Annotated in this window: 24 protein-coding genes and 1 riboswitch; of the genes, 11 read left to right on the top strand and 13 right to left on the bottom strand. The window is 60.9% G+C overall.

The annotated features are described in order from the left end of the window. Positions 1-5: 5 nt before the first annotated feature. A riboswitch (adenosylcobalamin-variant (AdoCbl-variant) riboswitch) is annotated at positions 6-81 on the bottom strand. Between the two features lie 171 nt (positions 82-252). Then, positions 253-1,245 (top strand): transaldolase, encoded by a 993-nt coding sequence (locus tag OHL13_RS12235; protein ID WP_263410404.1) that lies wholly within the window; start codon positions 253-255, stop codon positions 1,243-1,245. A 77-nt stretch (positions 1,246-1,322) separates the two neighbouring features. Next, a complete protein-coding gene (locus OHL13_RS12230; protein ID WP_263410403.1) occupies positions 1,323-1,997 on the top strand; it encodes a CPBP family glutamic-type intramembrane protease in 675 nt (224 codons plus the stop codon). 55 nt (positions 1,998-2,052) lie between these two features. Here the strand turns inward: OHL13_RS12230 and OHL13_RS12225 are convergent, their stop codons facing one another. Further along, on the bottom strand, positions 2,053-2,634 hold the full coding sequence (locus OHL13_RS12225; RefSeq protein ID WP_399255695.1) for a TetR/AcrR family transcriptional regulator: 582 nt from the start codon (positions 2,632-2,634) through the stop codon (positions 2,053-2,055). A 113-nt stretch (positions 2,635-2,747) separates the two neighbouring features. Here OHL13_RS12225 and OHL13_RS12220 point away from each other — a divergent pair, with 113 nt between their 5' ends. The 4 genes from OHL13_RS12220 (at position 2,748) to shc (ending at position 7,455) form a co-directional block, all read left to right on the top strand. Continuing rightward, positions 2,748-3,722 (top strand): SDR family NAD(P)-dependent oxidoreductase, encoded by a 975-nt coding sequence (locus tag OHL13_RS12220; protein WP_263410402.1) that lies wholly within the window; start codon positions 2,748-2,750, stop codon positions 3,720-3,722. A gap of 121 nt (positions 3,723-3,843) precedes the next feature. Continuing rightward, positions 3,844-4,794: an SAM-dependent methyltransferase gene (locus OHL13_RS12215; RefSeq protein WP_263410401.1), complete on the top strand. Its 951-nt coding sequence runs from the start codon at positions 3,844-3,846 to the stop codon at positions 4,792-4,794. Positions 4,795-4,851: 57 nt separating this feature from the next. After that, the gene (locus OHL13_RS12210; RefSeq protein WP_263410400.1) at positions 4,852-5,460 is read left to right on the top strand and encodes a TetR/AcrR family transcriptional regulator; all 609 of its coding nucleotides are present in this window, start codon (positions 4,852-4,854) and stop codon (positions 5,458-5,460) included. Then, positions 5,461-7,455 carry a squalene--hopene cyclase gene (gene shc, locus OHL13_RS12205; protein WP_263410399.1) on the top strand — a complete coding sequence of 665 codons (1,995 nt, stop codon included), beginning with the start codon at positions 5,461-5,463 and terminating at the stop codon, positions 7,453-7,455. It begins immediately after the preceding gene. A 2-nt stretch (positions 7,456-7,457) separates the two neighbouring features. On the opposite strand, the gene OHL13_RS12200 is transcribed toward shc, so the two are convergent. From OHL13_RS12200 to OHL13_RS12190, 3 genes are read right to left on the bottom strand one after another with little or no spacing between them, the layout of a single operon-like run. Continuing rightward, complete coding sequence (locus tag OHL13_RS12200; RefSeq protein ID WP_263410398.1) at positions 7,458-7,886, bottom strand: GNAT family N-acetyltransferase; 429 nt, start codon at positions 7,884-7,886, stop codon at positions 7,458-7,460. Between the two features lie 50 nt (positions 7,887-7,936). Further along, on the bottom strand, positions 7,937-8,515 hold the full coding sequence (locus OHL13_RS12195; protein WP_263410397.1) for a thioredoxin family protein: 579 nt from the start codon (positions 8,513-8,515) through the stop codon (positions 7,937-7,939). Positions 8,516-8,524: 9 nt separating this feature from the next. Beyond that, positions 8,525-9,355: a putative bifunctional diguanylate cyclase/phosphodiesterase gene (locus tag OHL13_RS12190; protein WP_263410396.1), complete on the bottom strand. Its 831-nt coding sequence runs from the start codon at positions 9,353-9,355 to the stop codon at positions 8,525-8,527. 106 nt (positions 9,356-9,461) lie between these two features. On the opposite strand from OHL13_RS12190, the gene OHL13_RS12185 reads away from it, so the two are divergent. After that, positions 9,462-10,436 carry a small ribosomal subunit Rsm22 family protein gene (locus tag OHL13_RS12185; protein WP_263410395.1) on the top strand — a complete coding sequence of 325 codons (975 nt, stop codon included), beginning with the start codon at positions 9,462-9,464 and terminating at the stop codon, positions 10,434-10,436. A gap of 408 nt (positions 10,437-10,844) precedes the next feature. On the opposite strand, the gene OHL13_RS12180 is transcribed toward OHL13_RS12185, so the two are convergent. Continuing rightward, positions 10,845-12,491: an amidase gene (locus OHL13_RS12180; protein ID WP_263410394.1), complete on the bottom strand. Its 1,647-nt coding sequence runs from the start codon at positions 12,489-12,491 to the stop codon at positions 10,845-10,847. Between the two features lie 184 nt (positions 12,492-12,675). Here OHL13_RS12180 and OHL13_RS12175 point away from each other — a divergent pair, with 184 nt between their 5' ends. After that, positions 12,676-13,263: a hypothetical protein gene (locus tag OHL13_RS12175; RefSeq protein WP_263410393.1), complete on the top strand. Its 588-nt coding sequence runs from the start codon at positions 12,676-12,678 to the stop codon at positions 13,261-13,263. 15 nt (positions 13,264-13,278) lie between these two features. Here OHL13_RS12175 and OHL13_RS12170 read toward each other — a convergent pair whose 3' ends face one another. From OHL13_RS12170 to OHL13_RS12150, 5 genes are all read right to left on the bottom strand, one after another. Beyond that, the gene (locus OHL13_RS12170) at positions 13,279-14,259 is read right to left on the bottom strand and encodes a transglutaminase family protein (protein WP_263410392.1); all 981 of its coding nucleotides are present in this window, start codon (positions 14,257-14,259) and stop codon (positions 13,279-13,281) included. Between the two features lie 21 nt (positions 14,260-14,280). Continuing rightward, positions 14,281-15,267, bottom strand: coding sequence for an alpha-E domain-containing protein (locus tag OHL13_RS12165; RefSeq protein ID WP_263410391.1), 987 nt, complete (start codon positions 15,265-15,267; stop codon positions 14,281-14,283). A gap of 9 nt (positions 15,268-15,276) precedes the next feature. Next, positions 15,277-16,743: a circularly permuted type 2 ATP-grasp protein gene (locus OHL13_RS12160; RefSeq protein ID WP_263410390.1), complete on the bottom strand. Its 1,467-nt coding sequence runs from the start codon at positions 16,741-16,743 to the stop codon at positions 15,277-15,279. A gap of 89 nt (positions 16,744-16,832) precedes the next feature. Then, on the bottom strand, positions 16,833-17,603 hold the full coding sequence (locus tag OHL13_RS12155) for a hypothetical protein (protein WP_263410389.1): 771 nt from the start codon (positions 17,601-17,603) through the stop codon (positions 16,833-16,835). A gap of 114 nt (positions 17,604-17,717) precedes the next feature. Then, positions 17,718-18,572 carry a hypothetical protein gene (locus OHL13_RS12150; protein WP_263410388.1) on the bottom strand — a complete coding sequence of 285 codons (855 nt, stop codon included), beginning with the start codon at positions 18,570-18,572 and terminating at the stop codon, positions 17,718-17,720. Between the two features lie 97 nt (positions 18,573-18,669). Between OHL13_RS12150 and OHL13_RS12145 the strand changes: the two genes are divergently transcribed. Beyond that, positions 18,670-19,980 (top strand): zinc dependent phospholipase C family protein, encoded by a 1,311-nt coding sequence (locus OHL13_RS12145; RefSeq protein ID WP_263410387.1) that lies wholly within the window; start codon positions 18,670-18,672, stop codon positions 19,978-19,980. A gap of 59 nt (positions 19,981-20,039) precedes the next feature. Next, positions 20,040-21,806, top strand: a complete 1,767-nt coding sequence (locus tag OHL13_RS12140; RefSeq protein ID WP_263410386.1) for a glycoside hydrolase family 13 protein — start codon at positions 20,040-20,042, stop codon at positions 21,804-21,806. A 64-nt stretch (positions 21,807-21,870) separates the two neighbouring features. On the opposite strand, the gene OHL13_RS12135 is transcribed toward OHL13_RS12140, so the two are convergent. Next, positions 21,871-23,037 carry a glycosyltransferase gene (locus OHL13_RS12135; RefSeq protein WP_263410385.1) on the bottom strand — a complete coding sequence of 389 codons (1,167 nt, stop codon included), beginning with the start codon at positions 23,035-23,037 and terminating at the stop codon, positions 21,871-21,873. 27 nt (positions 23,038-23,064) lie between these two features. On the opposite strand from OHL13_RS12135, the gene OHL13_RS12130 reads away from it, so the two are divergent. Next, positions 23,065-23,640, top strand: coding sequence for a hypothetical protein (locus OHL13_RS12130; protein ID WP_263410384.1), 576 nt, complete (start codon positions 23,065-23,067; stop codon positions 23,638-23,640). A gap of 50 nt (positions 23,641-23,690) precedes the next feature. Here the strand turns inward: OHL13_RS12130 and OHL13_RS12125 are convergent, their stop codons facing one another. Both OHL13_RS12125 and OHL13_RS12120 read right to left on the bottom strand, forming a co-directional pair. Further along, positions 23,691-24,635: an LOG family protein gene (locus OHL13_RS12125; RefSeq protein WP_263410383.1), complete on the bottom strand. Its 945-nt coding sequence runs from the start codon at positions 24,633-24,635 to the stop codon at positions 23,691-23,693. A gap of 80 nt (positions 24,636-24,715) precedes the next feature. Next, entirely contained in the window at positions 24,716-25,018 is a 303-nt protein-coding gene (locus OHL13_RS12120) for a hypothetical protein (protein WP_263410382.1), read from the bottom strand. Positions 25,019-25,045: the final 27 nt, after the last annotated feature.

Below are 25,045 nucleotides of genomic sequence, written 5' to 3'. Positions count from 1 at the left end.
TATTCCTCAGGGCAGGTAGTCGGACTGTAACCGTTGCGGGACAGTGCCGGATTTACACCGGCTTCCCCTGCACATCGTGAGGTTTCTCTACAGTAGCTTGCGATCTTTCCAGAAGCAACACAAGATGTAGCGGTCGGTGTGGAAATGTCGGGGTGCGATGAAAATTCACCGCGTGGTACTGGTCCTACCACGCATCCCGCCCTGTGGAAGGTGTAGTCTTAAGGGGAGCGATATTCGAGCGAGGAGACTCCCATGGCCACCCTTTTGGAGCAGCTGAAGCAGTTCACGACCGTCGTAGCCGACACCGGCGATATGCAGTCGATGGAGAAGTTTAAGCCGACGGACGCGACCACCAACCCGTCCCTGATCACCGCTGCGGCCGGCATGCCTGCCTACAGCCACATCGTCGATGACGTGCTGAAGAACGCCAAGGCCAAGGCTGGCGCCAGCGCGGACGACAAGACCATTGCCGCCGAGGCCTTCAAGACCCTGGCTGTCGCCTTCGGTCGCAAGATCCTGGAGATTGTTCCGGGCCGCGTTTCGACCGAGGTCGACGCCCGCCTCTCCTACGACAGCGAGAAGACCATCGCCGAGGCACACTCGATCATCAAGCAGTACGAAGAAGCCGGCATCGGCAAGGAGCGCATCCTGATCAAGATCGCCTCCACCTGGGAAGGCATCAAGGCGGCAGAGGTTCTGGAGAAGGAAGGCATCCACTGCAACCTGACCCTGCTGTTCGGCATGCACCAGGCCGTTGCCTGCGCCGAGGCCAAGGTCACCCTGATCTCGCCGTTCGTCGGCCGCATCCTGGACTGGTATAAGAAGGACACCGGCAAGGACTACACCGGCGCGGAAGACCCCGGCGTTATCTCCGTCACCAAGATCTACAACTACTACAAGAAGTTCGGCTACAAGACCCAGGTGATGGGCGCCAGCTTCCGCAACATCGGCGAGATTATTGAGCTGGCTGGTTCCGACCTGCTGACCATCGCTCCCAAGCTGCTGGCTGAGCTGGACGAGAAGGAAGGCACCCTCGAGAAGAAGCTGGATGCGGCCAAGTCTGCTTCCATGGAGATCGAGAAGATCCCGATGGACAAGGCCACCTTCGAGAAGCTGCACGCCGAGGACCGCATGGCCCACGACAAACTGAAGGAAGGCATCGAAGGCTTCTCCAAGGCCCTGGAAGAGCTGGAAGCCCTGCTCGAAAAGCGTCTGAAGGAAATCGCCGAGCCGGTCACCGCCTAAGCACCACCGTGAAAGCACATCAGAAAGGCCGTCCGTAATGGGCGGCCTTTTTGTGTCTGTACCTTTTCCGACTGCATATGACCCACTGGTTTTTATTGCTTGAGTTCGTGGTGCTGTTTGTCGCGTTGCCGGTTGCCTACCGGTACTCACCCTGGCGTATCTCGCCCTTGCCTATCCTGTGGCTAGCCGCGGCTTACTGCTGGTGGACTCTGGGGAGGGCTCACCTGCCTGTACCGGTCTTCGGTGCAGCCGCTGTTCCTGCCACGCTGCCCTCGGCTGCGGTCATCTTCCTCATCATTGCGTCCATCATCGTGTACTGCATCTGGCGCTTCATTCCGGACGCCCTCTTCGATATGCCCCGCCAGCGGCCTGCCCTGTGGATGCTGGTGATGGTGCTTTATCCAGTGTTCTCGGTCTACCCGCAGGGCATCGTCTACCGCGTCTTCCTGATGGAACGCTATGCGGTGCTGTTTCCTCATCCTCTGCTGCTTGTCGTTGTCAGCGCCTTCTCGTTCGGCTTCATGCATCTGGTCTTCCGCAACTGGGTCGCGGTGGGGCTTACGGCCTTTGGCGGCCTGCTCTTCGCCTGGAGATTCCAGCACACAGGCTCCATGGCGGCTTCTTCCTATGAGCACGCGCTTTACGGATGTCTGCTGTTCACCGCGGGGCTTGGACGCTATATCTACCACGGCACAGTGGCATTGGCCGAAGCCGTGGAAGAGGTGGTGGAAGAGGTTTCGACGGCAGACTAGGACGCGAGGCGCTCTCAAAGGCAACCGCAATCGCATTTCTATCCCAGAGTGACGATTACGGCCGTGACCCAGAGATCAGCACATCCACAAACCGTCGCGCCTTCACCGGCCAGTCATCCCCTGCGGCTGCGGTAGAAACTCCATAGATGGCCCGCAGCATATCCATCGGATCAACGTCTTTGCTCAGGTCGCCGCTGGCAATCGCATTTGCGGCCAATGTGGTTGTGGTCTCGGTCAGCACATTGGAGCTGTGCTCGTAGACCTGCGATGGTCCGCCCACCATGGCATTCAGGGCCGGGCCTACCAGCTTCTTGGTCTGCAGGTAGTCGATGAAGACCAGCAGCCACTGTCGTAACGCTTCGGCTGGCGGCAGCTCGGCAGAGAACTTTCGTTGTACCTCGCCCAGCCGCTCCACCTCGCTGCGGTAGACAGCCACCAACAGGTCGTCGCGGGTGGGGAAGTGGCGGTACAGCGTACCAGGACCCACCTCGGCCAGCTTCGCGATCTCGTCCAGGCTGGCTTCGGCTCCCCGGCGGGTGAAGACCGCTTTGGCGACTTCCAGAATGCGCTGGCGGTTCCGCTGCGCGTCGGCGCGGGGTTTGCGAGGTGCGGGCGTGGCTGTGAATTTTTTCATCATCAGAAAATGAAACCGGAGATAGTCTCCGGTAATCCTATGGATACGAACGGAGAGACTCTCCGTTTTGATGATAGCCGAAGCCCGTATGGTGCTCCGGCAGGAGGATTTCTGAAATGGCATTTGGTGCAACGTCGACAACGGATGAGGTTCTGGCGGGCGTAGATCTAAAGGGAAAGCGGATCCTGGTGACGGGCGTCTCCGCCGGCCTGGGCGTTGAGACCGCCCGGTCTCTTGTGGAGCACGGAGCCGAGGTCGTTGGCGCGGCGCGCGATCTGGAGAAGGCACAGCGCGCTACCGCCGAGGTGAGCAGGACAGCCGAGGCGAACGGCGGCAGCTTCAGCCTGATCGAACTGGACCTGGCCGACCTGGCCAGCGTTCGTGCCGCGGCCGACAAACTCAACGCCGAGGGCAAGCTCTTCGACGTGGTGATCGCCAACGCCGGTGTGATGGCAACGCCCTTCGGGAAGACAAAGGACGGCTTTGAGACGCAGTTTGGGACCAACCACCTGGGCCACTTTGTCTTTGTGAACCGCATTGCAAAGCTCATCAAGGATGGCGGACGCCTGGTCAACCTGTCGTCGGCTGGACACCGCTACTCCGATGTGAACCTCGATGACCCGAACTTCGAGACCACAGAGTATGACCCGATCGTGGCCTATGGACGCTCGAAGACGGCGAACATCCTGTTCTCGGTCGAGTTTGACCGTCGCCACCGTGGCCGTGGTGTTCGCGCGACGGCGGTGCACCCGGGCGGCATCCAGACCGAGCTTAGCCGTCATATCGGCGACGATGTTCTGATGCAGTGGCTGGAGCGGATTCAGCAGCAGCGCAAGGAAGCCGGCGTGCCGCCGTTTGAGTTCAAGACGATTCCGCAGGGTTCCGCGACTTCCGTCTGGGCTGCGGTAGTGGCTCCGGCGGAAGAGGTCGGTGGCAAGTATTGCGAGGATTGCCACGTGTCCGAAATCGTCGCGGTCGATGCCGAGGGCGGCGTGATGAGCGGCGGTGTCTTTGCCTATGCGCTGGATGCAGCCAATGCAGCCGCACTGTGGAAGAAGAGCGAAGAGCTGGTGGGCGAGACCTTCGCATAAGAAAGAAGCAAACACATCCGCCAGGGTCTTCGCATCATGCGGGGCCCCTGGCGTTTTTCTTCCCGGCAAAGGCATCGCTCTCTCGTTTACGATTCGTGGCATGGTGAGCAACAAGGGAGCATTGGCTGAGGTCCTCCAGATCATCCTTCACAAGCCGGAGTCCTATGGCGAGATCCGCGAGGGCGTGCATCGGTGGCACGCGATTTATCAGGAACTGACCGGAATTTCGGGCTTCGACCTGAACCGTTTTCAGGACAGTCTGCTTCCTTCGGGGAAGGCCATCAGCGCTGCTTCGGCTGCGGCGTGTCTGATGGATTTCCAGCGGACAGCGGTCTTTCTGCGTGGCATTGTGAAAGCCGTCCGCCATTTACAGCAAAGATTTCCCGGGGAACGGATTCGTATTCTTTATGCGGGCACAGGTCCCTATGCAACGCTGCTGACACCGCTGACGGTGCTCTTTCGCGAGGACGAAGTCGTCTTCGACATGCTGGACATTCACCAGGAATCGATCGACGCAATCCAGGCTTTGTACGCTGGGCTGGGGATCACCGGGTACCTGGGGGAGATGCATACCGGCGACGCGACCCGGCACCATGTCCATCCGGAGACGCACGCCATTTTGTCGGAGACGATGCTGCGCGCCCTGAAGAACGAAACACAGGTCCCCATCATGCTGCATCTGCTGCCGCAGTTGCGCGAAGGCGGCCTCTTTCTCCCGGAAGAGATCCGCGTCACTGCGGAGATGCTCAGCCAGAGGGCGGAGAACCAGGCGCTGGAAGGCAAGAGCTCCGAATTGCCGGGGAGAATCTTTGTCGGCGAGCTCTATCGCATCGGGCAGCGGCAACGCGTTGCTCCGGCTGCGGTGGAGATGGTGATTCCGCAGGCGGAGGAGCACTGGCGGTTGCACCTGATGACGGAGATTGACGTCTTTGGCGGCGAGTCGCTGCGGGCGTATCAGAGCAGCCTGACGCTTCCGGAGAAGGTGAAAGAACCGCTGACACCCGGAACCACGGCACGGTTTGCGTACCGCATGACCGGGACGCCGGGATTCTTTCCCGCGGTATCGGTGTAACTGCTTCTGGGTGCCTGCTGCACCGTTGTACCGTCTGGACGGTATACTGGGCAGGACATGAGCAAGCGTGACTCGATTCTGAAGAGCGCCGAAACGTTGATCCGCAACGAGGGTTCGCAGCAGCTGACCCTCGACCGCGTCGCCGAAAAGGCAAAGGTCAGCAAAGGCGGTCTGCTCTACCATTTCCCCTCAAAAGAAGAACTGGTGGCCGGCCTTGTGGCCCGCACCATTGAATACTTTGACCGCGATGTGGACGCGGCGAAGGCCACTCTGCCGGAAGGTCCGGGGCGCAACACCCAGGCCTTTCTGCTGGCCTCGCTTGAGGGCCGCTGGGCTGCGGACGCGGGGCTTTCCCCGGACCGTCTGGATATCTTCGCTTCAGCCCTTGCGGCAGCCTCGACCGACATGAAGCTGATGGAGCCCATGCGGCAGGCCTATGCCCGTTGGCAGGCTGTGCTGGACAACGACGGTCTTGATCCCATCACTGCTACTATCGTGCGCCTGGCGGTGGACGGCCTCTGGTATACCGAGCTGTTTCGCCTGGATGACAACGTCTGTACCGGCGAGCGCCGCGAACAAATTATGGAACGCCTGAAGCGCATGTGCGTACCTGAAGACAGTACCCCTGCAGCGAAGCGCGGCAAGCAAGCGAGAAAGAAGCGATAGATGAGAGAGCAGTTCGGCAGCTCCATCCCTGCACTGATACGTCCCGGCAGTCTTGAGCTGGAACGCGAGACCGCGGAGATCGACCAGCAGTCGATGGCGAGGCTGGAGCAGACGCTCTTCCGCGCCACGGATGCGCTGCTCCACAAACAGCAGGAGGACGGCTACTGGTGCGGCGACCTGACCGCGGACTCCACACTGGCTTCCGACTACGTACTGCTGCAGTTGTGGCTGCATCCTCCGCAGCAGGGCCAGGGTTGGACGCCGCCGGAACCGGAGCGCATGGCGAAGCTGGTGCGCTATCTGAAAGACTCCCAGCTTGCCGATGGCGGCTGGAACATGTTCCTGCAGGGCAACGCCAATGTGAATGCCACAGTGAAGGCGTACACGGCGTTGAAGATACTCGGGGAAGAGGTTGACTCCTCCCGCATGCGCGCAGCCCGCGAGCGCATCCACGAGCTGGGCGGTCTGCAGGCCTGCAACAGCTATACAAAGATCAACCTGAGTCTCTTCGGACTGTTTCCGCGCGAGTTTGTACCGACGGTACCGGCGGAGATACTGATCGTGCCGGGCAGCTTTCTGTATGAGATGTCTTCGTGGACGCGCACCATCATCGTGCCGCTCTCCATCATCCAGGGTCTTGGGGCGTCCCGTCCGGCTCCCGAAGGTATGACGCTCAACGAACTGGTCTATCCCGGCACGCCGATCACCATGCCGCGCAAAGACATCACCTCTGAGCTCTTCCTGCGCGCCGACAAGCTTTTGAAGCACTGGGAGCGCAGAGGCATTCAGAAGATCCGTGGCCGCGCCATTGCCGCCGCCGAGCGTTGGATGCTGGAGCACCTGCAGCACTCCGACGGCCTGGGAGCGATCTATCCCGCCATGATGTATGCGGTGATGGCGATGGATGCTCTTGGCTACGAGCGCGATCAGCCGGACATGAAAGAGGCCATGCGTCACTTTGAGGAGCTGCTGCTGGAGCATGAGGACTCCATCGAGTTTCAGCCCTGCAAGTCGCCCGTGTGGGATACGGCCATCGCTGCCTTTGCCCTGGGCCAGGTAGGCGAGATGGACCAGGCCGCGATGACGCGCGCCGCTGACTGGCTGCTGGCCAAAGAGGTACGCCGCAAAGGAGACTGGTCCGCAAAGCGGCCGAACCTGCGCCCAAGCGGATGGGCCTTTGAGTTCGCCAACGATTTCTATCCGGACATCGACGACACCGCGATGGTGCTGCTTGCCCTGCAGCACGCGAAGGCCAGTGATGCCGCCAAACAGCAGCGCGCGGAACAGCGCGCCATCGACTGGCTGCTGGGCATGCAGTCGGCAGACGGTGGATGGGCGGCCTTTGATGTGGACAATGACTGGCAGCTTTTGAACAAGGTGCCGTTCGCGGACCACAACGCGATGCTTGACCCCACCTGCGCCGACATTACCGGTCGCGTGCTGGAGGCACTAAGCCGGCGCGGGCTCAGCTATAAACACCCCGCCATTGCGCGTGGCATCCAGTATCTGCTCACAACGCAGGAGCAGAACGGAAGCTGGTACGGCCGCTGGGGTGTGAACTACGTCTACGGCAGCTTCCTTGCCATTCGCGGTCTGGTTGCCACCGGCGATGCGCGCGCCCACAGCGCCGTGCAGCGCGCCGCCAACTGGCTTGCGAGTGTGCAGAACGAAGATGGCGGATGGGGCGAGAGCTGCACTGGCTACGAAGTGGATCGCTTCATCGCAGCCGAAAGCACACCCACGCAGACCGCATGGGCGCTGCTGGGACTGATGGCTGCAGGTAAGACCCACAGCCCGCAGGTGCAACGGGGCATCGCATGGCTGCAGGCCGGCCAGCGCGCGGATGGCAACTGGGACGAAGCTCTCACAACCGGAACGGGATTCCCCAATGTCTTCTACCTGAGCTATCACCTGTACCGGATGTACTTTCCTGCGCTGGCGCTGGCGAGCTATCGCAATGAGATGAGCCGTGTGGTTCCGGAAGTCCGCTTCTGAGGTTAGAGGGTCTTCTCGAAGACCAGCGAAGTCTTCACGCGCTGGTAGCCGTCGCGCTCATAGAAAGCGTGGGCACGTTCGCGGGTCGCACGGCTGGTGAGCATGATCTTTGCCAGGCCCAGCTCGCGGCCCCAGTCTTCGGCGCGGCGGCACAGCATGGCACCGATGCCTTGACCGCGCGCAGCTTCACTCACCACCAGGCCGCCGATGCGGGCGCGGGGTTCGGATTGCAGATGTTGTTCGACCGAGAGGTCAATCCATCCAAGTACGATGCCGTTCTCTTCGGCGACGAAGACGGCGTGGCCCGCCGAGGCGGTCAGGCGGCGGATGCGGGCTTCCATGATGGCCTCGGTGGAAGGATATCCAAGCTCTTCCGCCAGTGACGCGGCGATGGCCGCGTCGTGAAGTTCAATGGGGCGAATTGTGATCATGGCACCTCAACCCCATTCTTCTCTGTGGGAAGAATGGGGCAACGGACTGTCTAGCCAACCATTTTCCACTTGATATTGCAGCCGATGGAGAACTTCTGTTCCGGGCTGGGTGTTTTGCCTTCGAGCACCAGGTCCATGGCCCCACGCAGGTCTTTGCCGGTGACAGGAAGGTCATTGCCAAAGTCCTTGCGGCGGGGACGGCTGTCGTCCAACTGGCCGCGATAGACCAGCTTCATCTCTGCGTCGAACAGGAAGAAGTCGGGAGTGCAGGCAGCGTCGTAGCTGCGGGCTACCTCCTGCGACTCGTCGTACAGGTAAGGGAAGTTCCAGCCATGGAGCTTTGCCTGCTGCTGCATGTGCTCGGGGCCATCTTCGGCATACTGGCTTACGTCGTTGGAGTTGATGGCGACGATGCCGATCAGGCCCTCGTAATCCCGGCCAATCAGGCCAAGTTCGGCTTCCACATGTTTCACGTAGGGGCAGTGGGGGCAGACAAACATCACCAGCAGACCCTTGACGCCGGCGGCGACATCGTCACGGCCAACAGCCTTGCCGGTGACCACGTTGGTTAGCTCAAACGGCGGGGCAACGGTGCCCAGCGCCACCATGGTGGAAGGAGTTCGGGACATGGGGCGATTTTACGCCGTCTGCTGTGCAGGCTCAGCCAGCAGCCAGCGCTCAATGGCGACTGCGGGCATGGGACGGGCAAAGTAGAAGCCCTGGCCCAGGTTGCAGCCCATCTCCAGCAGCATGCTTACGTGCTCGGCGGTCTCCACGCCTTCGGCAATCACTTCCAGCTTCAGCTTGTGTCCCAGGGCGACGACTGTTTTGGTCAGCGACAGGCTCTGCGATTCCCGGTCCATGTCTGCGACCACTGTGCGGTCAATCTTGACGCAGTCGAAGGGGAAGCGGTGCAGGTAGCTCAGCGAGCTGTAGCCCGCGCCAAAGTCGTCCAGGTGAATGCGGAAGCTCGCTTCCTTCAGGAGGCGCAGAGCGTCCAGACCGGCGGTCTCTTCATCCAGCGTGGCTTCGGTGACCTCAAGCTCCAGGTCGTCAGGCTTCAGCCCGTAGCGCTCCACTGCGGCAAGGAGTTCATCCAGCAGCAGAGGATCGTTCAACTGGCGGCCCAGCAGGTTGATGGACATGCGTGTGTACGGCGTGGCCAGTCCGCTGGTGCGCCATGCGGCAAGCTGCTTCAGCGACTGATCGGCCACCCAGTAGCCCACGGTGCGAACTTCATTGCTGCGCTCAGCCCAGGAGAGGAAGTCGCCAGGAGAAATGGAGCCCACAATCGGGCTCTGCCATCGCAACAGTGCTTCATAACCAACCACCAGCCCAGCGGAGCCGTCCGCGGGTTTCATATCAATCTTCGGCTGAAAGTGGATCGCCAGCTCGCCGCGTTCAAGCGCCCGGGCAAGCCCACCTTTCATCGGGATATGCTCATTGGTGGAGGAAATTTCGCGGCTCATATACGTCCTTCATCGTAGGTGGGTGCAGGGGCGGCAGCAATGCAACTTTCCGGCTATTACCTGGTCCGACCAGGGGAAAACTGCCGAGCCCCCATTTTTCAACAAGATGCAGCTATCTGCCAAGATCCGTGAAGCGGTGGAAAACCGCCTGCAGGGGGTGCCGCTGAAGCAGTTGCAGCAGGCAGCCGAGTCGCTTTCCACTCGCTACCGAGCCGAAACAGCCACCAAAAGCGCCCATTTAAGCAACGATTTGACCGCTTCCGCGTACCTTGCCGTGCGTTTTCCAGCGACCTTTGCGGCGGTTCGCATGGCTATGGATGAGGTCGCCGAACTTCTGCCAGGCTTTGCTCCGGTTACGCAACTGGACGCCGGCAGCGGCCCCGGAACGGCCGTCCTGGCCGCTGGAGAGCTATGGCCGTCGCTTGTAAAAGCCCTCCTTCTGGAAGGCAGCGGGCCTATCCGCCAGGCAGGCGAGCCGCTGGTGGACGCCTCCGGCATTGCTGCCGAATGGCGCGCCGCTGACCTGGCCACCACGGCCATGGAAGGCAGCTTTGACCTGGTTACCTGCGCCTACGTTTTGTCAGAGCTTGCGCCGGAGACTCGGCGAACTCTTGTCGCAAAGCTGTGGGCTGCTACCGGTGGAGTTCTTCTGCTGGTGGAACCGGGAACACCAGCGGGCTGGCAGCGGATTCTGGAGGCGCGTTCCGCGCTGCTGGCCGCTGGAGCGCATGTACTGGCTCCTTGTCCGCACGCCGCGCCGTGTCCCCTGGCCTCTCCCGACTGGTGCCACTTTGCAGCGCGCGTGGAGCGTAGCCGCATGCACCGGCTGGTCAAGCAAGGCGATGTGCCGTGGGAGGACGAGAAGTTCCTTTACCTGGCAATGAGCCGCACGCCGCGTACGGAACCGGTAAGCGCGAGGGTACTGACGAGGCCGGAGATGAGCCATGGCCTGATCGAACTGAAGTTGTGCAGGGCGGACGGAAGCATGGTTCACGAATCTGTCCGAAAGCGGAACGCGCTCTACAAAGAGGCGCGGAGAACAGGCTGGGGAAGTTACTTGCGAACACAGGAAAATTCCTGAAGTGCATTTTGTTTACACGAAAGTAAGCAACCAATCGCGCCGATTTCTTTTCTAAAAGTCAAAGAAGCGCAATTCCCTGATATCTATAAGAGATGGCTTTTGAGGAGTCGGATATCGTACTTCGATCCCATCAAAGCTGTGTTTCCCCTTTGCAGGATTTTGCTTGTTTTCTGTCTCGGTTGAATAGGAGACTTCCCCCTTGGAGTGTGTACGCGAACGTTATGAGCAGTATGGAATGTACGAACTGCCCGGGGGTCGCGCTGGAGCGCCGTCCGCCGAGCGGGTTATTTGAGATCATCGCCTCATTTGTGGGGCTCAAACCGTGGAGATGTCGCCGTTGCGGCCGTGTCCACATGCGGTTTCAATCGAAATAATCCTTACCCCAGGAAATTCGATTTCAAACCAGTGTTACTCCTTCCTAAGAAGAACAGGGGAATGGCGGTGATGCGTAGCCTGCTCATACGCGTACGCGTAGCCGAGTAGCTCACCATCCCGCCATGCCTTGCCGCTGATCTCCAGGCCGAAAGGCAGCCCGTTCTCGTAGAAGCCCCCCGGGACTACGACAGCGGGAACCCCGATACGATTCACCCAGCCTGTATTGCTATGTGGCCCGATCGATGGACCACCTCCGGGCTGAGGGCCAAGCTCATCGTTTGGCGGCATCTGCAGGGCCGGATATACCATGCCATCCAGATGGAGACGTTCCAGGTCAGCGTTATAAGCGGCCAGGGCCTTTGCCTGCGGTTCCCAGAATGTCTCCTTTGCTTTCGGATCGTCTTCCAGGCGGCGCTGCGGTGTTGCCGGAGCGTTGCCGCGGCCTTGTCCCAGAAGGAAACCCGGAAGCTTCTGCCCGGTGGCCTTTTCAAACTCCGCGGGTGTCTTGTAGGTGGCGGGTCCAAAGTCCCGCAGAAAATCTTCAAACCCTTCGGCGCGATAGGGCGCGGTGCTGATGGCGCGCACCAGCGTCTCAAAGCCGGTGGGCAAAATGCTGTCATCTTCAACGATGGTGGCACCGGCTGCGCGCAGGCCTTCGATGGCCTTGCGGAAGGCCGCCAGCGTCTCTGGCCGCAGGGTGAGCGATCGCGTCGCTCCGGTTGCGCTGAGGGTTGCACCCTGCGCGTTGACGATGAAGCCGGGAACGCCGAAACGCTTGCCCTTCAGAGCGCCGGGCTTCAGATACTGGGTGAAGTGGGGTGGCTCCTTGGCCGCGGAGCCGGCGGTTCGGCCGTCCAGCGTGTCCTCACCGGCCATCACCTCCAGCGCAAGGGCTGCATCCGTGACATTGCGGGCGAGCGGGCCGGTATCGTCCAGCAGCCAGTCAAAGGGAGCAATGCCGGCGATGCTGACAAGACCGCGCGTTGGGAGAAAGCCGACCAGCGAATCAGTGGAAGCAGGATTACGGATCGAGTTCGAGGTATCGGTTCCCTGGCCCAGCACGGCAAAGTTTGCGGCGACGGCGGTCGCAGTACCGCCGGAAGATCCTCCCGGGGAGTAGCGCACGTTGTAGGCGTTGCCCGTTCGACCGCCCGCGCTGCTGTTGTTGGTGTCACTGGCGGCGAAGTCGGGCATGTTGGTGTGACCCAGGATTACGGCACCGGCAGCCTTGAAGTGCGCGATGATCTGCGCATCGCGGGGCGCGATCAGTTCCTGACCGGGCTGCAGGAAGCCGGTCCAACCGTCACTGGTGATCAGGCCCGCAATGCTGGTGTTGGCCTTGATGACGATGGGGACACCCCACAGCGGCTCCGACTTCAGCTTTGCGGCCAGGGCTGCTGGCGTCTTCGCTGCGGTATCTTCCGCATCGGCGCGTTTGAGCGCTCCGGCACGATCCAACTCAAGAATGGGCTTGTAGGTGGGGTTGTACGTGTCGATGCGCGCGAGATACCACTCCGTGACCTGTCGCACGGTGTAGATGCGCGCACGATAAAGCTGGTGCAGCTTTGTGACGGAGACCTCGGACAGATCGCGGTCCATCTTCGCCGCGTTCGGCGTGGCGCACAGGGCGGAGGTGGAGAGAAAGAGAGTAATGAGAAAGCGGCGCATGAGTTTAGCCATCAACGCTCCGTTGCTTGTTATCAATGCAAAGATAAGACTGAAAACCAACGGGAGAATTAAAATTCTCGCTTGGCTACGGATGATGAATAAAAGTCGGGTTCCATCGATTTCTCTGCCTACAGAGAGGAGTAGCTATCCAAGAAAAATCGGCCGCATCGGTATTTCTCGATGTTAGGCTTTCCGCATGTTGAGAAAATTTGCCCTTGGCCTTTGTCTCATTCTGATTGCTGCCTGCAACAGCCTCTCCCAGTCGGCACCTAACAAAATTAGCTTTCCAGAGACTGGTGCTGTGTTTCTTGTCTCGTCCGTGGGGAACGACCAGGTCACGACCGTGCTGCATGCGTCAGAGCCTGGTTATAACTCTCAGGCTGGCGGAAACTTTGCGCGCGCCATGGTCTATGCGAACCAGAAGCGCTCTTACCTTCTCGAAGGGCCAACGGCTGCGACGAAACTTACGGGCAAGCTCGAAGCGATTTATGTTCGCCTGGGGAATGATGATCCCGAAACTGTCAAAAATCGCGTTAGCCTCCTGTCTCTTGAACCGACTAAAGATGCTCGAATTGCCGTTCGCTTCTCAAATAATGTCTTCGGTGGTTCGTTGAAGCGGCAGGTGAATGAGGTTGCGATCACCAAGGTCGAGGTAGAGAACGGTCATTGGCTGAAGGTCACACCGAACGCTGCGCTCAAGCCCGGAGAATACGGCATTGTCTTTTTGCCCAAAACAGTCACGACCTTTGCCGACGTGGTCTACGACTTCTCGGTTTCCCAATAGGGCAAACCAGCCACCTTACTGCTGCTGCTGCGCCTGCTGAATCTGTATGGTGTTGAGCGGCGGTGGCGGCTCCTGTGCTTTTTCCACCAGAATGGACCAGTCTTCCGGCACCGGCAGTTCCTGGTCCAGCGATGGCGTGCCCTCGCTTTGCGTCACGCGCACGGCGACGGTGAGGTCAGAGTTGGCCAGGCCGCGGAAGATGCCGTGGGTCGGAGGAACGTCGGAGTAGTCGCGACCGATGGCGGTGCGGATATGGCGGTCACCGGCGATCAGCCAGTTGGTGGGGTCAAAGCCCACCCAGCCAAGCTGCGGCACCAGCGCCTCAATCCATGCGTGCGTGGCGCTTGAGACCGAACGGTCGCGGTCATCGTTGCCGTGATACAGGTAGCCGGAGACATAGCGACAGGGAATGCCCAGTTTGCTGCGCACCAGCGTGATCATGATGTGCGCGAAGTCCTGGCAGACGCCCATGCGGCTGTTCAGAGCGACGTCAATCGGCGAGTCCACCTTGGTGGACTTCGGCTTGTAGTCAAAGTACTTGTAGAGCCGTTCGTTCAACTCATGCAGCACCTGCAGCGGATCGTCGCGGCGGGTGACTTCCAGGTTCTCGGCCAGGTCATCCAGGGCCTTGGAGGGAGCTGCAAACTCGCTGGGGAAGAGCATCTCCCAGTAGTCGCCCTGCTCGATCATGAAGTCCAGCTCTTTCCATGCATCGGGCGCCAAGAAGGCGGGAATCATGGGTGTTGGCGCCACCTCTACCAGCGACTCTGCGACGATGACCAGTTGTTTGTGCTGCCCCGGAATATCGAAGTGATGGACGTGGTTCGCCAGATGGTCGCGATAGCTGAAGACACGGCAGCGCGGCGTGACCGAGAGCTGAAAGTTCAGGCAACGCTGGTTAGAGTCAGAGCGCGGGTGCATGCGCGTTTCCATGATGGACTCGCTGACCGGGTCGCTGTAGAGAAACTTCGTAAGGTGTCGGACGGAATAGTACATCGCGGTTCCTTCTTCGGCGCCTTATCCGGCGAGTGCTGTTTGGATGGAGTAGTCGACGTACAGTTCGTAGATGGCGCAATGAATGTCATTGCACTGGCTCAGGATTTCGCGCAGGTAGCTGACGACGTCCAGCCGCAGAATCTCTTCCACGCCGGAGTAATGCAGGCTTGCCTGCAGGCGGCCTGCAATGCGCATCAGCTTTTCCGCGCGCGATTTGCCGCTGACCTGCTGGATGGCGTCCAGAGCGGTGACCAGGCTGTCGATGGAAAACCGCAGCGAGTGCGGAAAATCTTCATCCAGCAGAAGGAATTCGAGAATGCGTTCGGGCGTGAGGTCGGCGGTGTAGACCTTGCAATAGGCCTCAAATGCCGTGGCGCTGCGCAGCAGTCCCATGTATTCCAGGTACTCATGCCCCTCGGGAATGCGCTCCGGGTGCCTCCACAGATCCTGATGATACGCCTCCAGCAGGATGGCCGTGGCCGAGGCACGTTCAATGTAGCGGCCCACCTGGATGAAGTGCCAGCCCTCTCCGTGGCTCATGGTGGAGTCGGTAACGCCCTGGAACTGGTGAACAGCCTCCATGACGGACTGCAGGAATTCGCCTGGCTCCTGGTTGCCGTTGATCAGGGCTTCGGCATGCATATCGTTATGCATTTCAGGCCGTGTGACGGCGAGGTACAGCGAGTTGAGACGGTGCCACATCTCGGTAGAGATCTGCTCACGCACATGGCGCGAGTTCTCGCGCGCGGCGATGATGCAGGAGAGGATCGAGGTACGATTCGCGGTCTCGAAGGTCAGCGCGTGCGAGAGCTTGTAGGGGTCGCCTTCCCACACCGCATTCTCAGGGCTTCCCAGGGCCGTCAGCATACGCTGCCAGCGGCGGTCGGCTCCGTTGGAGGACTCGTCGAGCATCAGGTTCAGATTCACATCGAGCAGGCGAGTGGTGTGCTCGGCGCGCTCAAGGTAGCGGCTCATCCAGTAGAGGCTGTCTGCGACGCGGGATAGCATACTGTCTCCTTAGCTCAGTACCCAGGTATCTTTGCTGCCGCCGCCCTGCGACGAGTTCACGACGAGCGAGCCTTTGCGCAGTGCAACACGGGTCAGGCCGCCGGGCACGATGCTGACCTTGTCGCCATAAAGAACATACGGGCGCAGGTCGACGTGGCGCGGCTCCAACTGGTCGTCAAACATGCAGGGCGCGCGGGAGAAGCTGATGGTCGGCTGGCCGATGTAATTGCGCGGGTCGGCTTCGATGCGGCGGGCAAACTCTTCGCGCTGCGCCGCGGTGGACTGCGGGCCGACCAGCATGCCATAGCCGCCGCTCTCGCCCACGGCCTTCACCACGAACTTATCCAGGTTCGCCAGCACATGCTTGCGGTCCTTCTCGCGGGCGCAGAGGAAGGTCTCCACGTTCTTCAACACGGGTTCTTCGCTCAGGTAGTACTTGATGATGTCCGGTACGTAGGCATACAGCGCCTTGTCATCGGCGACGCCGGTGCCAAAGGCATTGGCCAGCGTCACGTTGCCGGCACGGTAGGCATTGAAGAGCCCGGCGACGCCGAGGATCGAGTCTCCACGGAAGGCCAGCGGATCGATGAAGTCGTCATCCACGCGGCGGTAGATCACGTCGACGCGGCGCAGGCCGTTGGTTGTCCGCATATAGACGACGTTGTCATGCGTGACCAGGTCACGGCCTTCCACCAGCTCAATGCCCATCTGGCGGGCAAGGTACGCATGCTCGTAATAAGCGGAGTTGAAGACACCGGGAGTGAGCAGAACGATGTTCGGCTCTTCGGACCGGCCCTCCGGTGCAAGCGAACGCAGTGTGCTGAGCAGAAGCTGCGTGTACTGCTCAATGGGGCGTACGTTGTAGCTGCGGAAAAGCTGCGGAAAGATGCGCTTCATCACGCGCCGGTTGGTGAGCATGTAGCTCACGCCGCTGGGCACACGCAGGTTGTCTTCCAGAACGACGAACTCGCCGTTCTCCAGGCGGATCAGGTCTGTCCCTGTCACGGCGATGTAGACGTTGCGCGGCACCTGCAGGCCCACCATCTGGCGGCGGAACTGCTTGCAGCTATAGACCACCTCGCGCGGAACGATGCCGTCGGCCAGGATGCGGCCCTCGTTGTAGATGTCTTTCAGAAACAGGTTCAGCGCGGTGATGCGCTGCGTCAGGCCGCGTTCCACGGTCTCCCACTCCTGCGCCGTGATAATGCGCGGCAGCATGTCGTAGGGGAAGATACGCTCGGTGCCTTCCTCGCGGCCATACACCGTGAAGGTGATGCCCTGGTTCAGGAAGGAGAGATCGGCTGCCTGCTTCCTGCGCTGGAGTTCCGCGGGAGGCAGCGAGGTGAAGTGGTTCAGCAGCAACTGATAATGGGGATGCAGCGCCTCAGCGGAAGCGAACATCTCGTCGTAGGCGTGATCCAGAAGGTAATTCTGGAGCGCCGGCATCTTGAACTGGCTGGTCTGAAGTATACCCATCTGGAAACGTGACTTGAGTATAGAGGCCACGGCACAGCCGTCAAACTATGAAATGCCGTGGCCCCAGGGCCGTATCTGTCACGTGAGGGTTATTGCGCGGGCTGCTGCGGGCGAACGGCGACGGCCAGCATCAACTGGGAACCGCCATCGACGTGAACATTTTTCCCGTTGGACGCGATCGTTCCGGAGGCGGAAGCATTTGCCGGCGGAGCCAGAACAACATCGGGAATTGCAGTCTGCACTGCGCCCGCCGGAGCTTCGGCGGCTTCCTTCTTCGCTACGTCAGAGGATGAAGCCGCTGCAGAGGGCATGCTGGCCGCAGGCATATTCGCAGCCGGGGCCGCACCAGCAGAGCTGCCCGCACCGCTGGATCCGGCACCGGAAGGCGCGGACGATGAGGAGGGAGCCATGGCCGAAGGATCAGCCGGAGTGCCGCCACCCTGGCTGGCCATGTACTGCGCCATCGGCGACGGCTTCAGCTCGCGCACCATGGAGACGATGGGAGTTACGGTGCCGTCCTTCGTTTTGGCTTCATCAAACACCACCGTCACGGAGCCGACGGCGCTGCCCGCTTTCTTATCATAGGCGGCGACTTCGGTGACGCAGCCATTCAGAGTGGTCCCTTTCGGCAGCCTGGTGCCATCCGGCAGGCTGGCATCGGCGTTTACAACGGCGGTCACCGGGTCGCCCTGCTTCGCCTTCTTGGAGTCCAGGCTGGACTTCAGGTCAGCGGTCACTGGACCAGCCTGCAATGTCCTGGGAGCGGTGGCTTGTGGGGAAGGGGCGTTCGCGGGGGCTGGTGTCTGCGCTATGGCCGCGGCGGACGCAATCAGAACAACGGGGAGAAATTTCCAACGCATAGTGCACCTCCAGCCGTACTGAGATCAAGATTCCCAGAGGTGTGTTGCCTGCCGCGGCGACAGACTTCGCCCGGAATTTGCCGCGGCAGACCGATGCAGAACAAAGCAAACGGATTAGCGCGACATCACGCCAACCGTCATCTGGGTTCCGCTCTCCACGCGAACATTGCTGCCCTTGGTGGAGACGGTTCCCGAGGCGCTGGTGCCGGTTGCTCCGGAAAGCATCACGCCCGGAACAGCCGTCATTACAGAGCCATCGACGCCTGCCGTCCCGGCGGCAGAAACATTGCCGGCAGCGCTGCCCACGCCGCCAACCGTGTCATTGGCAAGCCGCCCGGTGCGGCCCACCATCGATCCGGCGGAGTCCACCGCTCCATTGGTGACTCCTCCGACGGCACGTCCCGCACCGCCCACCACGCCTCCGGCGGCGGGGCTGGCGCCAGCTCCGGCGTTCAGGGCCGGGTTAGGGGTAGGGGCCATGGCGTCCATGTCGGTGGATGAGTCCATATGCGAGGCCGCCATGGCGGATGGCTTCAGACTGCGCACCATCGCGTGAATCGGCACAATGTTGCCGTCTTTCATCCGGGCCTGATCGAACAGAAAGCTTACTGAGCCCTGTCCGGTGGCCTTTGAGTAGGCGGAGGCATCTGTGACATGGCCCAGCAGCGTGGTGCCTTTGGGCAGTGTGGCGCCGTTGTTCAGCACTGCCTGCGACCGTGTAACCGCGATGACCTGGTCGCCGGTTTTGGCTTTCTTTGAGTCGATGGCGGACTTCAGTTCGGCGTCGACCTGGGTGGCGGTCGCGGCCTGAGCCGGGGCACGTTCGCCCTGCATCTGCGCCTGCGTGTTCTGCTGCACCTGGGTGGATGTGGACTGCGTCGCCATGCCATTGGACGAGCGGCCCTGCGCCAGCCCTATGGTCGATATCGCGAGGACAGAAGCAAACGAAAGCAGTTTATGAGGGGACATACGGACACCTCCGTTCTGGTTGGAATATCCGTGGCAGGATTTTGTTGTCCATCTGGCCGCACTTTTGTTTTTCCGCATCTGAAAGAGAGGGAAACTCATGACGCTGCTGACCTCACTTCAGCGGATGGCACTCGTCGTCTGCCTGCTGTTGCTTGCGCCGTTGCGCGCTCACGCCTACTCCGTGCTGTCGCACGAGGAGGTGGTGGACATGGCATGGACACCCTACCTTGTTCCGCTGTTGCAGGCGCGCTATCCGGGGCTGACGGCGGACCAGTTGCGTGAGGCCCATTCTTACGCCTACGGCGGTTGCCTGATCCAGGACCTTGGCTATTATCCCTTCGGCAACAAGTTTTACTCGGACCTGCTGCACTATGTGCGGACCGGCGCATTTGTGCAGGCGCTGGTGAATGACGCGTCCAACGCCGACGAGATGGCGTTTGCCCTGGGCGCTCTGGCGCACTACACGGCAGACTCCGTGGGGCATCCGTACGTGAACCGCCTGACGGCGGACGAAAACCCGAAGCTGAAGCAGAAGTACGGCAACGTGGTGACCTACGAGCAGGCGAAGGTCGAGCATATCCGCACAGAGTTTGGCTTTGATGTGGTGGAGGTGGCGCACGGCCGCTACTCGCAGGAGAACTACCGCGACTTCATCGGTTTCCGTGTCTCAAAAGCCCTTTTGGACCGCGCCTTTGAAGAGACCTATGGCATGAAGCTGGCCAACCTGCTGCATGATGAAGACCACGCGATCAACACCTATCGCGGCGCGGTCTCGCAGTTGATCCCGAAGATGACGAGGGTCGCCGCCACGGCCTACGCCAAGGACATCGAGAAAGAGAACCCCGGTTTCAGCAAGCGGAAGTACATCTACCGGCTGCGCCGCACGGAGTTTGAAAAGGACTGGGGGCACGATTATTCCAAGCCCGGCTTCGGCACGCGCTTTCTCGCATTCCTGGTGCAGATCCTGCCGAAGATCGGGCCTCTGAAAATTCTGAAGCCTACCATCCCCAACGCCGCGCAGCAGGATGGCTACGTGAAGAGCGTCAACCAGACGGTGGACCGCTACACGGTCTATCTGAAGCGGCTTGGCGCGGGAACACAGCCGCACATCGTCACCATCTCCGCGCAGACGCTGCAGTTGGACGGCATGAACCTGGATACCGGCGAGCCCATCCACTTCGGGCAGTACAAACTGTCGGACGAGACGCATGAACGTCTGCTGGGCGAGTATCTGAAAGCCGATGCCGAGCCTGTACCGGCTCCGGTTCTGCAGCACCTGGTCAGCTTCTATGCGCAGCCGCCGACGGGCGATGATCCCGTGCCGCAGCGCGAGGTCGAGCGCATCCATACACGGCTTGCCACGCTGCAGCAGCGGTCTGCTGCCCAGCCGCTCAGGGTATCGAATTGATTTCCTTTGGCTACGCCCGGCGTGCAACCTGCGTCCAACAAAAGTAAGGTTGCTAAAGTATGGTCTTTTTTCGCCGCTTGATGGCAGTTGCCGCGCTGGCGTGTTCGGTGAGCGCGGGTGCACAGATGTTGTCCCGTCCGGGATGGGCGGGCTCGGGCATGTCCTCCGATCCATGGTGGCAGCACGCCGTCATCTACGAGATTTATCCGCGCAGCTTCCAGGACTCGAACGGCGACGGCATCGGCGATCTGAAGGGCATTACCCAGCGGCTGGACTACCTGCAGTCGCTCGGCGTGGACGCCATCTGGCTGTCGCCCATCTATCCTTCGCCGCAGGTCGACTTCGGTTACGACATCAGCGACTACACCGCGATTGATCCGCAGTACGGCACCATAGAAGACTTCGACAACCTGGTGCAGGAGGCCAGCCGCCGCAACATCCGTGTGCTGATGGACCTGGTGCTGAACCATACCTCGGACAAGCACGCATGGTTCACCGAGTCCGCTTCCAGCAAGAGCAACGCCAAGCGCGACTGGTACATCTGGCGCGACGGTAAAGGCACGGGCGCCGACGGCAAGCCCGCACCGCCGAACAACTGGCAGAGCCTCTTTGGCCACTCGGCGTGGCAGTATGATGCGAAGTCCGGGCAGTTTTACTACCACTACTTCTATCCGCAGCAGCCGGACCTGAACTGGCGCAATCCGCAGGTAAAACAGGCCATGTTTGATGTGGCACGCTTCTGGCTGAACCGCGGCGTTGCCGGCTTCCGCCTGGATGCGATCGACACGTTGTTTGAGGATCAGTCGCTGGCCGATGCGAAGGTGCTGGACGGGACCAATGAGTTCGGCGATCCGAACACCGACAAATCCCTGCAGACGCGCCTGCCGGAGATTCATGGCGTGCTGCACGACCTGCGCTCGGTCATCAACGCCGCTCCGGGGCAGCGTCTCCTGGTCGGTGAGGTCTATACGAAGGACGCTGCTGATCTTGCCCAGTGGTACGGGCTGCACAACGACGAGCTGCAACTTCCCATGGATACCGGCGTCGGCTTTACCAACAAGCTGGACGCCGCCGCCTTCCGCCAGAAGCTGGAAGCCGCGCAGACGCAGTTACATGGCAACACGCCCCTGCTGGTCTTCGATAACCATGACAACCCGCGCAGTTGGGACCGCTACGGCGACGGCAAGCACAACAAGGAGATTGCGCGTGTGCTGGCCACCATCCTGCTGGCCTCGCGCTCGTCGTCGCTGATGTATTACGGCCAGGAACTGGGCATGTCCACCAGCACGCCGGAGCGTAAGGAAGATGTGAAGGACCCCATTGGTGTGCTGGGCTGGCCGAAGGAAAAAGGCCGCGACGGCGAACGCACCCCCATGCAGTGGGATGGCGGCGCGCAGTCTGGTTTTACCAGGGCAGCAAAGCCGTGGCTGCCCATCCCCATGTCGTCCATGACGGTGAACGTCGAGGCTGAGCAGAAGGACAACCAGTCCCTGTGGAAGTGGTACCAGGACCTGATCGCCCTGCGCCGCAGCCGCCGCGCCATGCGGGAGGGCCAGCAGATCCTGCTGAATCACGATGCGGACAACGCGCTGGTATGGGTGCGAAAGCACCAGGGCGTTACCGCGACCTCACCCGCCGTGGTGGTGGCCTGCAACCTGAGCGACAAGCCGGTCGTGCTGCATCTGCGGGACGAGATCAAGAAACTGGGCCTGCGCGGCCAGTTCCTCCGCAGCCTGATGCGCAGCGACTACGGCATGGGACCGATGAACCTGGACGAGGTAAAGCTGGAGCCGTTCGGGGTGTATGTGGGGGAGATCCACTACTAGTTGTGAGTTAAGAGTTGTAAGTAAAAGCTGACATTGGCAATGCCTAACACGCACCTCGCAACTCTTAACGTGTAAGGACGCCGTTGTACGCTGAGTAGACTCTTTCAAACACCGCATCCCAACTGCACTGCAGGGCGTACTCGCGCGCGGAGGTCTGCATGCGGGCCATGGTCTCCGGCTCGCGCAGCAGGCGTTCAATCGCGGCAGGGAAGCCGTCGTCTGTAGCGATGAAGCCGGTCTGGTTGTCGCGCACAATGTACTTCGGTCCGCCGTCAGGCGTCACGATGGCTGGTACGCCGCTGGCCAGCGCCTCCAGCACCACGTTGCCGAAGGTGTCCGTGTGCGAGGGGAAGACGAAGAGATCCATATTCGCGTAAGCCTCAGACAGCGCCGCGCCCTTCAGCACGCCGGGAAACTCCGCGCGCGGCAGCAGGGCCTTGAGAGCGGGCTCTTCCGCTCCGTGACCGATGACCAGAAAGCGGAAGTTGGTGATGCCGCGCTGTTCCAGGGCCTTTTGAATCACGGGCAGAAGGGCGACGTTCTTCTCCACGCTCAACCGGCCGACGAAGCCAAGGACAAACTCCTTGTCCTCGCGCGAACGCGTGCGATGCGCCGGAGAGAAGGTCTCCGTCTCCACTCCACGCTGCATCAGGTGGCAGGGCTTGCCGGTGGCGGTGGCCAGCAGGTCGCACAGCTCGTCATTGGGCGCGAAGAGCACCTTGGCCAGCCGGTAGAAGCGCGCGGTGGCGTTCAGCGTGGCGTCCTGCACGGTCTGTTCGGTGGCCTGCTTTGCGCGCGGCGAGAAGAAGCGCGTTAGCCACTCGGCGCGGCGGGCGGCGTACTCATGCACGTTGGTGTGCCAGCTTGCCGCCAGAGGAATGCCCATGCGCCACGCGAAGATGGCGCCAAGGATGCCCTGCTCGCTGGGCCCAGTAATGTGGATAATGTCGGGCTTGAACTCTTGCAGGCGCAGACGCACCATCTTCAGGTGGCGTAGAAACAGCGTGTCAAAGGCCAGGTCGCGTTCCATGGGAACAGAGGCGAAGCTGCGCTTCAGCTCCAGCGTTTCCACACTGCCGTTCTTTTCGTAGGCGGGAATGCGTGAGCCGGCCCGCACGCAGAGAAAGGGAAGCTGGTGCCGGGTGGCGAAGGCCTGGAAGTTGCGGCTGGTGTGGGCGACGCCGTTAACCTCGTGAAACGAATCGGGGAAATAGGCGACGCGCGGCCTCATGCAAGCTAGCGTAACAGTGCAGCGTCTATGCTGTGTACGGGTATGACCACGGATACGGAACTTTCCACGCTCCCTTCCACCACGCTTGCCGGCGCAATTGTGGATATCGCCCGCAATCCGGGCCAACATCTGCTGCGCGAGTGGAACTGGAAGGCGGCCCTGTTCAGCGCCGCTCTGCGCGCACCCATCTTCTTCATCTCAGACCATCACGCCGACGCGGAACACGCCGGGTTTGCCATGCTGACCGAAGCTGCTTTTGCGGCAGGGCTGGGCGGATTTCTCGGCTCCATCATCCAGCGCCTGCGCGACGCCCGGCCCCGCTGGGCGACGGCGCTGGTGATGCTGGTTCTTATCCCCGCAGGCCTGATCGCGGTGCAGTACGTGGTGCATACGTGGGTATCACCGCAGAAGATTCGTGGGAGTTTGATCGCAAGCTTTCTGTTGGCGGCACTGTCGACCGGCTTCAACTGGTTCGCCATGGAGCAGGGAGCGATCCTGACCGACGGCCAGGCCGACTCGCTGGGCCACGACCTGCAGCACATCCCGCTGATTATTTACCGGTTTTTGATGGCCGGGCCGAGGGCGTTGAGAAAGCTGTTGTGAGTTGTGAGTTATGCAGGGTCCACTCCCATCTCAGAACACGCAACTCACCACTAGCCTCGGGTACTGGCGATATCCGGGCCCATCAGGTCTTCCACCGTGGGTGCGACGGCGGGTTCCTTCGGCTGCAGGTGGTTCTTTGTCAGGCCCTCGGTCAGAATCTGGAAGGCCTCTTCCGGTGTGTCGGCGAACTGGAACAGGTCGCGGTCTTTGACGGCGATTGCGCCCTTGTCCACCAGCGTGTCCAGGTTGATGACCTGCGACCAGTAGTCGCGGCCATAGATGACCACCGTGATCTGTTTGGCCAGCTTGTGGGTCTGCGCCAGGGTCAGCACCTCGAACATCTCGTCCAGCGTGCCAAAGCCGCCCGGGAAGACCACCAGCGCCTTGGCCAGATACGCAAACCAGAACTTGCGCATGAAGAAGTAGTGGAACTGGAAGTTCAGCTCAGGCGTGATGTAGGGGTTCGGCATCTGCTCAAAGGGCAGAACGATATTCAGACCAATGGTTTTTGCCCCGGCCTCGTAGGCTCCGCGGTTGGCGGCTTCCATAATGCCGGGGCCACCGCCGGAGGTGATGACAAAGCGGCTGCGCCGTCCTGGCAGCTTCATGGCCCAAGTGGAGATCATGTGCGCCAGCTTGCGCGCATCCTCATAGTAGCGGGCCATCTCAATGGCCGCGTCGGCGCGGCTCTGCTTCAGGTCGCTGTGGGTCTTATCCCCACTGCGCGCGGGTTGTTCCTCTTCCGGGGCCAGTTGGGTGGATCCGGTGTTTTCCAGGAGCCGCATCTGGTGTTCGGCCGCCTCCATACCGACAAAGCGAGCCGAGCCGTAGAAGACGACCGTGTCCTGGATACGTTCCTTACGGAAACGCGCCAGAGGCTCAGAGTATTCGGCCAGAATGCGGAAGATGCGGCCATCCGGCGAGTTGATAAAAGACTGGTTCTCGTAAGCGAGGGAAGCAATTTCGAGCGCGTCGGGTTCCGGGCGAAGACTCATGGAACCATTTTGCACCGGGAGGCAGTTGTCAGTTCTCTGTTTCAGTTGAAACCTGAGAACTGACAACCGTGCACTGAGAATTATCCCCGATAATCCCGGTACTGGATCACTTCGCTGATGCCGATCCAGATATCGAGCAGGCCGATGCCGGAGATCAAGCCCTTGACCGCGCCGTTGCGCAGAATAGCGCCAACGGCGGGGTAGGCATTGAACAGGTTATTGTGGTCCCAGACGCGGGACCACCAGGGAAGAACCATGACCAGCACACCCAGGTACACGCAGAACAGCACCAGGATGAACAGCGAGATGCGCTGCAGCCAGACGGGGGCCGGGCGATCGTGATGCTGCCTTTCCTCGTGTGCTGCTTCCGGCTGTACTGCCATCGCCTCTCCGTGACTTAGGTCTTAGAC

Origin of the sequence: Terriglobus tenax (assembly GCF_025685395.1) — a bacterium.
In the GTDB taxonomy this organism is placed as follows: Bacteria; Acidobacteriota; Terriglobia; order Terriglobales; family Acidobacteriaceae; genus Terriglobus; species Terriglobus tenax.
Note: the sequence above shows the minus strand (reverse complement) of the source record. Positions and strands in the feature narration are given on the sequence as shown.